Source organism: Frateuria sp. sgz306004 (assembly GCF_057750885.1).
Map to the genome: position 1 here is coordinate 357,571 of NZ_JBYLFE010000001.1, position 12,767 is coordinate 370,337.

Below are 12,767 nucleotides of genomic sequence, written 5' to 3' on the forward strand. Positions count from 1 at the left end.
AGTACGTTATGCGTCCGACCGTTCTTGCAGTGCTGGTAGCTCTTGCTTTCCCCGTCACCGCGGCGCTTGCGGCGTCGACGGAGGTTCCCGCGTACGTCAGCGCCGCCGTGAACGACGCGGCGCGTAAGGACGATGCCGTGAGTGACGATCGCCGCAAGATCGTCGACCTGATGACGTTTGCCCAGGTGAAGCCCGGCCAGTCTGTGGTGGATTTGATCCCCGGCAGTGGTTATTTCACCAAGGTGTTCAGCGGCGTCGTGGGCCCCAAAGGCAAGGTATTCGCGGTGTGGCCGAACGAATATGGTGCCGAAGCCCAGTCGGACGTGCAGGCCTCCAAGGCATTGGTCGCCAACCCGCATTACGCCAACGTCGGCGTGTTGATGGTGCCGGCCAAGGAGTTCAAGACGCCGGAGAAGGTGGACCTCGTGTTCACCTCGCAGAACTACCACGATTACCCGGACAAATTCATGGGCCATGTGGACCCGGTGGTGTTCGACAAGCAGGTGTTCGACTCGCTCAAGCCCGGCGGCCTGTTCGTGATCGTCGACCACGTAGCGGAAGCGGGCTCGGGTATGCGTGACACTGACACCCTGCATCGCATCGACCCAGCCATCGTGCGCAAGCAGGTGGAGTCGGTGGGCTTTGTGTTCGACGGCGAAAGCAATGTGCTGCGCAACCCGGCCGATCCGCACAACATCAAGGTGTTCGACAAGTCCATCCGAGGTCACACCGACCAGTTCATCTATCGTTTCCGCAAGCCTGGATAAGCGTTTGACCGAGTTTTCGCACACCTCGAACACGGAGGGCGCCTCGGCGCCCTCCAACGATCCGCCCCCGGTTCGTCCGCAACGCCCTGACGACGAGGATTGCTGCGGGCAGGGCTGCGTGCCCTGCATCTTCGATCTCTACGACGAAGCCATGGGGCGCTACCGCGAGGAACTCGCGGCTTGGCAGGCGCGTCATCCTGGGCAATCACCCGAGTAACGGAAGCTCTGGTTAGACGACCGATTGCTAGTCATTCCTGCTTTCGCCGGGATGACGATCAACATTTGGGTATCCAAAGGCTCTCAAGGCGCGGGCGCCGGCATGAACTCAAACGAGGGCGTATCCACGAATTGTGCAGAGGCTTCGCCGCTGTACACCTCGCCGTGCGCCAGCGTGAGCTTCTTCACCGGTGCGCCGGGCTTGAGATTCAGCTTGTGCAGATCCACCCAGAACGTATTGGGGCGCGTGGCCGAATCGAAGTAATAGACCAGGTTTTTCTGGTCTGCCACGGTGCGCCAGATGGTGGATGAAATATTGGGCTGGCCCGGTGTGGTGATGCCCAGCGGCACGCTGACCGCGCGCATCACGCTCATGACCTCGGCCACGGCTTGGTACGTATAAGATTGCTGAGGCACGCCCACGATGTAGTTGGGCGCCAGTTTCTTGGGCACGGCATCGAGCAGGAACGAGGCGCGGGCGAAACGGTCCGCCGCGCGATTGGTGCCGGGCAGGAAGGTGAGGCCGCCAATGCTTTTCCAGTATTCATTGATGGCGAGCTGTTCGTCGTAGGTCGGCGAATTGGTCATCACGGTGTACTGGCGGCCGTGGTGAATCACCAGCTTGCCGTTGATGTACTCGAGGATGGCCGAGTCGCCGCTCGCATCGGACAGCGACAGGTGGAGCGTCAGCGGCTTTCCGTTGGGCAAGGGTGGGGCGATGATCTGGAACGGTTCCTTCGACAGTACCTTCACCGCCTCGTCGACCGTGGCGAAATTGTCCAGTACGTATTGGCCCCACAGGCTGATCGACATGTGCTCGCGCTTGGGTTCGGGCTTGCCGTAGTCGGTCTCGGCCAGGTACAGCACGTTGATCACCAGGCCTTTCTCATTGATGCCATCGGTGCTGCCGATGTCGTAGCCAGCGGTGATCAGGCTGCCGTAGCGGGATGTCCAGTGCGGCGAGTGGGGGCCCGCCTTGCCGTCGCGCTTGATGCCGGCGGGAAACACCCAGAGATTGGACTGCATGTCCTCCGCCCAATCCATGTTGCGGCCGGTGATGACGGTGTTCTGGTCGCCCACGTAGAGCGTGCGCGTACAGGCCAAGCTGACGGGTGCCGCTACACAGGCGACCAGGGCGGTGGCGAGGGCGGCCAGCGCGAGATGAGGGCGACCACGGTTCATGGGGGCGTTCCGTCGATGCATGGTGGCGAGAGCGCGCAACTAAGCATGCGGCGCATGAAGGCGCCGTGTAGCCTGACACTCGTTCTCCAGGCACGGATGCGGCAAGCTATGCGACTGTCGGCAGCTCGTCGCGGTCATGTGGCCCGGCGCCTCGTCGTTGTTCGTCATCAGGACATTGCGCATGCCTTATTTCCCGTTGCGGGCGCTGGCCTTTGCCGCGCTGCTCGCCACCAGCGCCACCGCCGTTGCCCAGGCACCGCACACGGTGCTGCTTGAGAACCTCACCTGGACCGAAATCCGCGATCAGGTGCAGGCCGGCAAGACCACCATCATCATTCCCATTGGCGGCACCGAGCAGAGCGGACCAGGTATTGCAGTAGGCAAGCACAATGCGCGCGTGGCCTATCTCTCGCAGAAGATCGCCGAGCGCCTGGGCAACGCCCTGGTGGCGCCGGTGGTGGCCTATGTGCCGGAGGGCGGCTATGCACCGCCCACATCGCACATGCGCTTTCCCGGCACGATTACCGTGCCCGATGCGGTGTTCGAACAGATGCTGGAGTCGGCAGCGCAGAGCTTTGCCGCGCACGGCTTTCGCAACGTGGTGTTGCTTGGCGATCACGGGGGCTACCAAAAGGATCTGGCGCACGTCGCCGATCGCCTGAACAAAGCGTGGGGCGGCAAGGCCCGGGCCATTGTGCCGCCGGAGTACTACGCCAGCGCCTCGGACGGCTACGCCGCGCAGCTGCGCCAGCGCGGATTCCGCGACGATGAAATCGGCACGCACGCTGGCCTGGCCGACACCTCGCTGCAACTGGCCGTGGCGCCGCAGATGGTGCGCCTGGAGCAGTTGCAGAAAGGGCCGAAGTTGGGTCAGGCCGATGGCGTGTACGGTGGCGACCCGCGCCGCGCCTCGGCCGACCTGGGTCAAATCGGCATCGATGCAATTGTGGTACATACCGTCGATGCCCTGAGGAAAGACACACAGGCGCACTGATGCCCTTCGGGGTGGACCTTCAATCTCCACGGACTCGTTGATTGCTCATGGCCAACACTCATTCCCCGCGTTCTTCCCGTCTGTTCCGCCTGGCGCCGCTGGCGGCGCTTGGTTTTGCCGGTGTCGCGCTGGCGGCCTCCACCGTGACCACCGTGCCAGGCATGCCGCCGGTGACCAACCCGGCCAACATGTACAGCGAGGCGGGCCTGGGCAAGCTGAGCCCTGCGGTGAAGGACGATCCCGCACGCATCTACGTGCCCAACCTGCGCTCCAACGACGTCTACGTGATCGATCCGGCCACCTACAAGGTGGTGGACAAGTTCAAGGTGGGCGAGGGTCCGCAGCACGTGGTGCCGTCGTGGGACCTGCGCACCTTGTGGGTGACCAACAATGCCGAGCGCAAGGACTCCGGCAGCCTCACGCCCATCGATGCACGCACCGGCAAGCCGGGCAAGGCGGTGCCGGTGGATGATCCGTACAACATGTATTTCACGCCCGATGGCAAGCAGGCCATCGTGGTGGCCGAGGCCCATGCGCGCCTGGATTTCCGCGATGCGCACACCATGGCGCTGCAATCGAGCATCGAGGCGCCCGAGTGCAAGGGCATCAATCATGCCGATTTCGCCATCGACGGCAGCTACGTGATCTTCACCTGCGAGTTCACCGGCAAGCTGGTGAAGATCGACATGGTGAACCGCAAGGTGCTCGGCTATCTCGACCTGTCCAAGAAGGGCATGCCGCAGGACATCCGTGTGTCGCCCGAAGGCAAGACGTTCTACGTGGCCGACATGATGGCCGATGGCGTGTACCTGGTGGATGGCGCGAGCTTCAAGCAAGTGGGCTTCGTCAAGACCGGCGTGGGCACGCATGGGCTCTACCCCAGTCGCGACGGCAGCAAGCTCTACGTGGCCAATCGTGGCTCCAACAAGGTGCATGGCGCGCGCAACGGCAAGGGCAGCGTGTCGGTGATCGATTTCGCCACGCAAAAGGTCGTGGCGAACTGGCCGATTCCCGGTGGCGGCAGCCCGGACATGGGCAACGTGAGCGCCGACGGCAAGACGCTGTGGCTCTCGGGCCGTTTCGACGACGTGGTGTATGCCTTCGACACCACCAGCGGGCAGGTGCGCATCATCAAGGTGGGCCAGGAGCCCCACGGCCTCGCGGTATGGCCGCAGCCCGGCCGCTACTCGCTGGGCCACACCGGCATCATGCGCTGAGTGGGGGCAAGGTGACGACCGTGTCGGACGATCCAGCTGCCGTGATCCAGCGGCAGCTGGAGGCCTATAACCGCAAGGACATCGACGCCTTGCTCGCCACCTATGCGCCTGACGCCGAGCAGTACCTTCTGCACGGCGAACGACTCGCTCACGGGCACGAGCAGTTGCGCCAGCGCATGCTGGCGCGCTTCGCTGAGCCCGATCTCCACGCGCGGCTGCTCAGCCGCAGCGTGATGGGCGCGGTGGTGGTGGACCTGGAAGAGGTCACGCGCAATTTCCCCCAGGGTAAGGGGCGCATGGAGATGCTGTGCGTCTATGAGGTGCGCGACGGGCGCATCGTGCGCGTTTCCTTTGCCATGGGCGAGCCGACCCTGGCCGCTTGACCGTCGCAGGGGACGGGGCTGGCAATTGCCGCCGTCGTCCCCACATCGTGGGCTTCCCTGTCGAGGAAGCCCCATGATTCCGTTTTCCGTACTCGATCTGGCGCCGGTGACCGAGGGCAGCAACGCCGCCCAGGCGTTTGCCAATACGCTGGACCTGGCGCGCCGCGCCGAAGCCTTGGGCTACACGCGCTACTGGCTGGCCGAACACCACAACATGCCCGGCATCGCCAGCGCGGCGACGGCCGTGCTGATCGGCCACGTGGCCGGCGGCACCTCCACCATCCGCGTGGGTGCGGGCGGCATCATGCTGCCCAACCATGCGCCGCTGCAGGTGGCCGAGCAGTTCGGCACGCTCGCTTCGCTGTATCCGGGACGCATCGACCTGGGCCTGGGCCGCGCGCCGGGCACGGACCATCCCACGGCGCGCGCACTGCGCCGCTATTTCGATAGCGCCGAACAGTTTCCGCAGGATGTGGCGGAGTTGCTGTCTTACTTCGAACCGGCTACGCCCGGCCAGTCGGTGCGCGCGGTGCCGGGGGCGGGCATCGACGTACCGGTGTGGCTGCTCGGCTCCAGCCTGTTCAGTGCACGATTGGCCGCCGCGATGGGTTTGCCGTTTGCGTTTGCTTCGCACTTTGCGCCTGACGCCATGGACGAAGCGTTGGCCCTCTACCGCCGCGATTTCCGTCCGTCGCCGCGCCTGCAGGCGCCGTACGCCATGCTGGGCGTGAACGTGGTGGCGGCCGGCAGCGACGGAGAAGCCCGGCGCCTGTTCACCACCCAGCAGCAGAGCTTCATCAACCTGCGCCGAGGGCAGCCGGGGCTGATTCCTCCTCCCATCGACAACATCGAGGATTACTGGACGCCTACCGAGAAGTTCGGTGTGGAGAGGGCGCTGGCCTGTGCGGTGATCGGCGACGCGCAGACGGTGAAGGAGGGCATCGAGGCCTTCGTGGCGCGCCATCGCCCCGATGAGTTGATGGTGACCGCCAATGTGTTCGAGCACGAGGCGCGCTGTCGCTCGTTCGCCATCGTGGCCGAGGTGCGTCAGCAGTGGTTGGCCAGCGCGTGAGCGCGCTTAGCCCGGCGTGAAGTTTTGCTGCAGGTCTTGCTGGCAGCGCGCCATGAGTTGGGCCGGGAACTGGGCGAGCGGGTCGTCGGCATAGCCGGCGTCCGCATTCACCAGCCCCTGCTCGACCAGCAACTGATACATCGCCAGGCGCTGCGAAGCATGCAGTACACGACTGAGCGGCAAGGAGAGGCCATGCTGATGCAGCGTGGCCAGCTCGGCCAGCGTATCGAGCACATTGGCCGGCAGCTCCCAGTACAAGCCGGCCTGCAGGGTGATCCGAGAGGCGAGGGCGGCGCAGCCGGCCACGAAGGCGGACGAACTGGCGGTCGGGCCGCCGTCCAGTTCCTTGTCCAGCACGCGGGCGATCGCGCCCAGGCCGGTGTAGCCGACCAATCCGGCGAGATAGGCTTCGAACGGGTCGCACTGCCCCTTGCTGAGAAATACGGCGGCGTGGGCGCAACGCTCGGCGTGGTCCCACAGGCGCTGGCCCACCATCTGCCCGCTCGCACCGGCGCTGGCCATCAGGATGGGTTTCATGGCGTAAGAGGACACCACGTGACGCAGGCCGATCTGGCCCAGCAACACCACGGCGTGTTGCAAGCTGCCCACGGGGTGGGCGGTGCGGTAGGTGACGCTGCCCGTGACGCGCATGACCTCGCCCACCAGCACGGGGTCGCGCTTGATCAGATCCGCCAGTTGGGCGCCGCTGAGGTCGTCGTTGCGCATGGCGCGCATCAGCTGGGGCAGCACGGCAGGCATGCGCGGCAGGCTGCGCACGTCGAAGCGGTCGTCGTCGCACAGCTCGTGCAGGCGATGCAGCAGGACTTGCTCACGGGCGGGGTGGGCGTTGTCGCCGCTGTTGACCAACTGGTTGAGCACGTAGCGGTAGAAGCACTCCTCCAGGTCGTCCCCGGCCATGGCCGCGGGCACCTGTACCGGCGCCGGCTCATCAGGCACAGCGGCCGTGGGCACCGGCGACGAAGCAGGAACGCCCGCTTGCGGGCGCGCCATCGATGCGCCGGACGCGCGTTCACGTGCGAATAGCCGCCCCCAAATCCCCATCATTGCGCTGTGTGCTCCCTCGTCACCCGCTCTCGCTCCGCTTCTGTATCGGCGCCCCCGGAAAAAGATAAAGGCGCGCACAAGTCGGCACCAGCGGCGGCCACGAGGGGCTTATTCGCTTGTGCGATGCCGCAACTGATTGATCCATTGGACGGCGCCCAAGCCGGCGCGGCGAGCGCTGGCGAAGCACGCGGTGAGCAGATAGCCCCCTGTGGGGGCTTCCCAATCCAGCATCTCGCCGGCACAGAACACGCCGGGCAGGGCGCGGAGCATCAGGTGCGGGTCCGTTGCCTCCAGGCGCACGCCGCCGCCGCTACTGATGGCCTCTGCGACGGGGCGGGCGCGGCGAAGCCGCAGCGGCAGTCGCTTGATGGCCTGGGCCAAGGCGTCTGGATCGTCGAAGCGCGAGCGATCCCATACCTCATGCAGCAGTGCCGCCTTGACCCCGGCCAGACCTGCCTGTCGCCGCAGGTGCTCGCTCATCGAGCGGCTGCCACGAGGCTTGGCGAGGTCGGCGCGCAAACGCTCCAGCGAGCGGTCGGGGGCGAGATCGAGGTGAATGGTGGTGTCGCCATGCGCTGCGATGGCATCGCGCAGTTCGCCGGAGAAGGCATAGATCAGGCTGCCTTCGATACCGCCAGCGGTGATCACGCACTCGCCCTGGCGACTGTGCTCCTGGCCGTGTGCGTCGCGCAGGTGGATCACCACCGGTTTCAGCGGTGCGCCGGCGAAACGGCTGGCCAGGTGTTCACTCCAGCCGATATCGAAGCCGCAGTTGGCGGGCACCAGTGGCGATACATCCACGTGTCGCGCCGTGAGCCAGGGTTGCCAGGCACCGTCCGAGCCCAATTCGGGCCAGCTGCCGCCGCCCAACGCCAGTACCGTCGCATCGGCCTGCACCGCGCGCTCGCCGTCGGGCGTGTGCAGGCGCAGGCTGCCGTTATCGTTCCAGCCTAGCCAGCGGTGATGCACATGGAAGCGCACACCGCTATCGCGCAGGCGTCTTACCCAGCCACGCAACAGCGGGGCGGCCTTGAGGTCGCTGGGAAATACGCGGCCCGAGCTGCCGATAAAGGTTTCCACGCCCAAGCCGCGTGCCCAGTCGCGCAAGCCATCGGCGTCGAAGTCGTCCAGCCAGCCACCCACTTCGGCGGCGCGTTTGCCGTAGCGCTGCACGAAGGCGGGTTTGGGCTCGCCATGAGTAAGGTTCATGCCGCCCTTGCCGGCGATGAGGAATTTACGCCCCACCGAGCCCTTGGCCTCGAACACGTCCACCTCCAGCCCTGCGGCCCGCGCCGTTTCGGCAGCGAAGAGACCGGCGGGACCGCCGCCGATGATGGCGAGGCTGACGTGGGACGGAGTGGCTTGCATGGTGGGCGGGCTGGCGAAGGGCTGGGCATTGTATCGCCTGGCTCGGTCGTGCTCCGTCACCGATGTGCCGGGTTCGATGATCAGGCCGGTTTATCCAGCCAGGGCTTGATCAGATCCAGGGGCAGCGGAAACACGATGGTGGAGGCTTTGCCGCTGTTGGACATGTCGGCCATGGTCTGCAGGTAGCGCAGCTGGAGTGCTTGTGGTTGCTGGGCCAGCAGCGCCGCCGCATCGCGCAGCTTTTCGGCGGCCTGCAATTCGCCCTCGGCATGGATCACCTTGGCGCGGCGCTCTCGTTCGGCTTCGGCCTGACGGGCGATGGCACGCACCATGGTTTCGTTGAGGTCGACGTCCTTGATTTCCACGTTGCTGACCTTGATGCCCCACGGGTCGGTCGCTTCGTCGAGAATCTGCTGCAGGCTGTGATTGATCGAGTCGCGCTGGGAGAGGATATCGTCCAGCTCATGCTGGCCCAGCACGGAGCGCAGGCGCGTCTGCGCGAGCTGGCTGGTGGCCTGGAGAAAGTCCGATACCTGAAGTATCGCCTTGTCCGGCTCCATCACGCGGAAATACACCACGGCATTGACGCGCACCGATACGTTGTCGCGCGAGATCACATCCTGTGGCGGCACGTCCATAACCGTCACGCGCAGGTCCACACGCATCATGCGCTGCACGACCGGTACCAGAATCACCAGGCCCGGCCCCTTGGTGCCGGTGTAGCGCCCCAGGGTCAGCACCACGCCGCGTTGGTATTCCGGCAACACCTTTACCGATAGGAACAGCAGCGCTGCCGCCCACACCACGATCACGCCCAAAAAGCCGAACATGGAGATGCTCCTTCGTCGATTCGCCTCGGGATCGCTCCTTGAGAGCGTTGCTAGGCGGAGGTAACCCGCAACAACAAGCCGTCGCGCCCGATCACGCGCACGCGCGCACCGATCGGTAGCGATGAATCACAGTGCACGCGCCATTGCTCGCCACCGATGCGTGCCCAGGCTTCGCCATCGGCGCCGATGGGGCCAAGCAATATGCCGGTGGTGAGCAGCAGCGTTTCGTCGCCGAGGAAGGGGCGTGCCCGCCGTGAACGCGTAATCAACCGCAACAACACTGCCAGCGCCGCCGCAGCCACCAGCGCCATGCCGCCGATCACCCCGAGGTTCACGCCATAGCCGGGCACACCGTTGTCGAACAACATGATCGAGCCGATCACGAAGGCCACGACACCACCCACGCCGATGGCGCCCACGGAGGGCATCAGCGCCTCGGCAAGCACCAGGCCAATGCCCAGCCCCATCAGGGCAAGGCCGGCATAGTTCACCGGCAGTAATTGCAGCGCGTATAGCCCGATCAGCAGGCAGATCGCGCCGGCGATGCCTGGCAGCAGCACGCCGGGGTGCAATGCTTCGAGTACCAGGCCGTACACACCGGCGAGCAGGAGCAGATAGGCCAGCGTGGGGTGCGTGATGATGCCGAGGAAGCGCGTACGCCAGGTCGGTGGATAGTCGCGCACCGGCAGCCCCCGCAGTTGCAGTACCACGTCGGTGCCGTTCACGCGCACCCGGCGTCCGCTGGCCTGCTCCAGCAGGCTGCGTTCATTGGTGGCAACCAGGTCGATCACATGCTTTTGCAACGCTTCGTCGGCAGTCAACGTGGCCGCGCCGCGCACCGCCTGTTCGGCCCAGTCCGCGTTGCGACCGTTGAGTTGTGCCAAGGCGCGTATGGAGGCGATGGCGTCGTTGAGCACTTTGAGCGCTTCAGCGTCGCCCGCCGGCGTGGGCGCTGTGCCGCTGGACGCCGGCGGCCGTGCAGCGGGGAGCGGGTTTTCGCCACCTATTTGCACCGGCGTGGCCGCGCCCAAATGCGTAGCGGGCGCCATGGCGGCGATTGGGCAGGCGTAGAGGATGTACGTGCCGGCCGACGCTGCGCGGGCGCCGCTGGGGGCGACGTAGCCGAGCACGGGCTGACGGGCGGCGAGCAGGCTGGCGATGATCTGGCGCATCGCATCGGAGAGGCCGCCGGGTGTATCCAGTTGCACGATGATCGCGCTGGCACCTTCTCGGTTGGCGCGCTGCAGGCTGTCGTCGACGTATTCGGCCGCGGCGGGGCCAATGGGGCCATCGAGGGTGATGCGAGCCACGAATGCGTTGGCGCGCGGCGGTGCATCCGTGGCGGCGAAGGCCACGGCGGCCAGTGCCAATGTGGCGCCGAGAAGGGCGGCTTTCCACCACTCGGCCAACCATCGCATCACGGTGGGGCTCCTTGACGTGGCGTGCTTCACCTTGCGCCTAGGCGCGTTGTCTCGGCGTGAGGCGGAGCGGGCGGGAGTCGTGCCTCGTTGCTTGAACGCCGAACGGCCAGGGATGCAAAGAGGGCGGCGGGTCCGTCGACCCGCCGCCCTCTCCTGGTGTGGCTTGGCGCGTGTGCCTATGCGCCCCTGCGCGTCCCCGTCAGTGCTCGTTGACCTGCAATTTCTCGGTGAGCAGGTTCAACTTGCCCTTCATGGCGTCTTCCGGTCGCGGGCCATCCACGCCGTAGAACGCGGTGTAGAGCACGCCGGGTTTGGCATCTGTGCTCACTGGTGTTCCGCCCACGGTGCCGATGAACGTCATGTCGTTCTCGCTGTAGGGCACGCCGTCATCCGGGTGATCGCGGCGCACGATCTTGCTCCAGTGATTGCGGTAGGTGTCATCCAGATCCTCCGAGGGCGCCACGTGTCGGTTGATGCCGATGTGCTCGGCATTGTCCACGTTGGCCTTCACCAATACGTTGGAAACGTCCCAGACGGTCTTGCCGCCGTCCTGGAAGTAGGACATGCCGAGCACAAGCTGGCTGTCCTGGTCGATCTTCTGCAATTGCGGCGTATAGGCGAAACCAAGGCGCTTGGACTGATAGCGAAAATCGTTGCCGTAGTCGAAACGGATGGCGATATCCGAGAGCGCGCCGGGGAGCAGATCGCCATTGGCGAGGAAATCCTTCCATTGCGCCAAGGTGCCGCTGTAAGACACGTAGACGAAATCGGTGAGCGCGGCGAGGTCGATCAGCGCCTCGTGTTCGCGACGCGCGGGCACCACGCGCACCATGGCGGCGTAGCCGTCCGGCACGGGCAGCATGAAGGCCACGGCCTTGGAGTTTTCATACGGAATGGGCCATACGCGCACCTGCCAACGGCGCTGGTAATGGTCGGTATGGTTGCGCTGCTGGGTGGGTTGCCCCAGCGAGGTGATCTTGACCTGCTGCGAGCCAACGGTGCGCTGCATGGGGGCGCCCTTGAGCACCAGATCCATGAATAGCTTGGCGTCGCCATACAGTTGCTTGTCGGTCACGTTATCGGGCTTGTGCAGGTGAAACATCACCTGCGTGCCCACGGCAGCCTTGCTCACATAGCCGTTGCGCTCCAGGCTGCCCTTGCTTTCGGAGGGGTTGGCGACGGTCCACACGCCGGTGTTGGCACGGCGCATGAGCGTGGGGAAGGGGTTAAGGGTGGAGCCGCTGTGCAGCAAGCGGCTGGCGCCATTGCCGTTGGGGAACAGGTTGGCGGCGTTCTCCGTGAGCAGCGCATGCAGTTCCTGATCGGCATTGGCGTTGTAGAGCTTCTGGTAGGTGGCGCTGAAGTCCGCAAAGCTCTTGGGCAAGGGGAACTGGGCCCTGAAGTGTCCGGCGTACTTGCTGTCGATGACGTCCAACTGGTACAGCTCGCGGGCATCCACGTCGGCCAGGTTGGCTGGCGCCTTGAGCACCATATCGATGGGCAGCGCGTAGTTGAGGTTTTCGTCCGGCGACTTCATCAGCACGACGCCGATGACCTTGCCGTCTTTGTCCAGCAGTGGTCCGCCGCTGTTGCCGGGCGAGGCAGCGGCGGAGAAGCGCATCCATTTCCAGCGCCCGTTCTCCTCTTCCGGCGTTTGCGAGGTGTACAGGCCGTCGCGAATGACGATGCCGGTGCCCAGCGCATTGCCGACGGCATACACCACGTCGTTCATGGTGGCCTGCGTGTTCACCTCCAGCGGCGCGATGTGCGGGGGATCCTTGAGCGTGAATTCGACGAAATCCTCCTGCAGCGAATAGCGGGAGATCTTGTCGATGGCGTATACATGGCCACTCGCGTCGCGCACGGCCGGTTCGCCCATCAGGCTGTCGATGCCGATGGAAATGACATGGCCCGCGGTGACATAGCGGTTGTCGCCAATAGCGAAGGCCGTGCCCACGGAGTAGTACTTGTCGTTGCGCATCTGGAACGGCAGTTGATCCAGGGGCAGCGGCCTTTCGTAGGTGAGCGGATCGTTGACGGGCTTGGGAATCACCACCTCGAAGGTGGCGCCCTGCACGCGAGGCAGTACGGCGGGGTCCAGGGTGGCCGCGCCCACGGCGGGTGCGGCGAGCAGCGCCAACCACGCCAGCCAGCGGAACGCCGGTGACGGGGGTGAGTGAAGCGTCGGTTGCATCTGTCGAACGCGGGCTTGCCGCTGATCCATGTTCCACCCCTGACTAGTTGTCCCAGAC

At 65.3% G+C, this 12,767-nt stretch carries 12 protein-coding genes; 6 read left to right on the forward strand and 6 right to left on the reverse strand.

From position 1 onward, the window contains the following. Positions 1–8 precede the first annotated feature (8 nt). Complete coding sequence (locus AC3G2C_RS01705) at positions 9–767, forward strand: class I SAM-dependent methyltransferase (protein WP_488382876.1); 759 nt, start codon at positions 9–11, stop codon at positions 765–767. Positions 768–771: 4 nt separating this feature from the next. Further along, positions 772–984, forward strand: coding sequence for an oxidoreductase-like domain-containing protein (locus AC3G2C_RS01710; RefSeq protein WP_488382877.1), 213 nt, complete (start codon positions 772–774; stop codon positions 982–984). Between the two features lie 83 nt (positions 985–1,067). On the opposite strand, the gene AC3G2C_RS01715 is transcribed toward AC3G2C_RS01710, so the two are convergent. Continuing rightward, on the reverse strand, positions 1,068–2,165 hold the full coding sequence (locus tag AC3G2C_RS01715) for a linear amide C-N hydrolase (protein ID WP_488382878.1): 1,098 nt from the start codon (positions 2,163–2,165) through the stop codon (positions 1,068–1,070). Between the two features lie 181 nt (positions 2,166–2,346). Between AC3G2C_RS01715 and AC3G2C_RS01720 the strand changes: the two genes are divergently transcribed. The 4 genes from AC3G2C_RS01720 (at position 2,347) to AC3G2C_RS01735 (ending at position 5,831) form a co-directional block, all read left to right on the forward strand. Continuing rightward, the gene (locus tag AC3G2C_RS01720; protein ID WP_488382879.1) at positions 2,347–3,159 is read left to right on the forward strand and encodes a creatininase family protein; all 813 of its coding nucleotides are present in this window, start codon (positions 2,347–2,349) and stop codon (positions 3,157–3,159) included. Between the two features lie 47 nt (positions 3,160–3,206). Beyond that, complete coding sequence (locus AC3G2C_RS01725) at positions 3,207–4,376, forward strand: YncE family protein (RefSeq protein WP_488382880.1); 1,170 nt, start codon at positions 3,207–3,209, stop codon at positions 4,374–4,376. A gap of 20 nt (positions 4,377–4,396) precedes the next feature. Beyond that, entirely contained in the window at positions 4,397–4,759 is a 363-nt protein-coding gene (locus AC3G2C_RS01730; protein ID WP_488382881.1) for a nuclear transport factor 2 family protein, read from the forward strand. 73 nt (positions 4,760–4,832) lie between these two features. Further along, positions 4,833–5,831 (forward strand): LLM class flavin-dependent oxidoreductase, encoded by a 999-nt coding sequence (locus AC3G2C_RS01735; protein WP_488382882.1) that lies wholly within the window; start codon positions 4,833–4,835, stop codon positions 5,829–5,831. A gap of 6 nt (positions 5,832–5,837) precedes the next feature. Here AC3G2C_RS01735 and AC3G2C_RS01740 read toward each other — a convergent pair whose 3' ends face one another. The 5 genes from AC3G2C_RS01740 to AC3G2C_RS01760 form a co-directional block, all read right to left on the reverse strand. Then, positions 5,838–6,842 carry an HDOD domain-containing protein gene (locus AC3G2C_RS01740; protein WP_488382883.1) on the reverse strand — a complete coding sequence of 335 codons (1,005 nt, stop codon included), beginning with the start codon at positions 6,840–6,842 and terminating at the stop codon, positions 5,838–5,840. Positions 6,843–7,004: 162 nt separating this feature from the next. Next, positions 7,005–8,264: a TIGR03862 family flavoprotein gene (locus AC3G2C_RS01745; RefSeq protein WP_488382884.1), complete on the reverse strand. Its 1,260-nt coding sequence runs from the start codon at positions 8,262–8,264 to the stop codon at positions 7,005–7,007. 80 nt (positions 8,265–8,344) lie between these two features. Continuing rightward, on the reverse strand, positions 8,345–9,094 hold the full coding sequence (locus AC3G2C_RS01750) for a slipin family protein (protein ID WP_488382885.1): 750 nt from the start codon (positions 9,092–9,094) through the stop codon (positions 8,345–8,347). Between the two features lie 50 nt (positions 9,095–9,144). Then, a complete protein-coding gene (locus AC3G2C_RS01755) occupies positions 9,145–10,512 on the reverse strand; it encodes an NfeD family protein (protein WP_488383210.1) in 1,368 nt (455 codons plus the stop codon). A gap of 202 nt (positions 10,513–10,714) precedes the next feature. Further along, positions 10,715–12,739, reverse strand: coding sequence for a S1 family peptidase (locus tag AC3G2C_RS01760; RefSeq protein WP_488382886.1), 2,025 nt, complete (start codon positions 12,737–12,739; stop codon positions 10,715–10,717). Positions 12,740–12,767 lie beyond the last annotated feature (28 nt).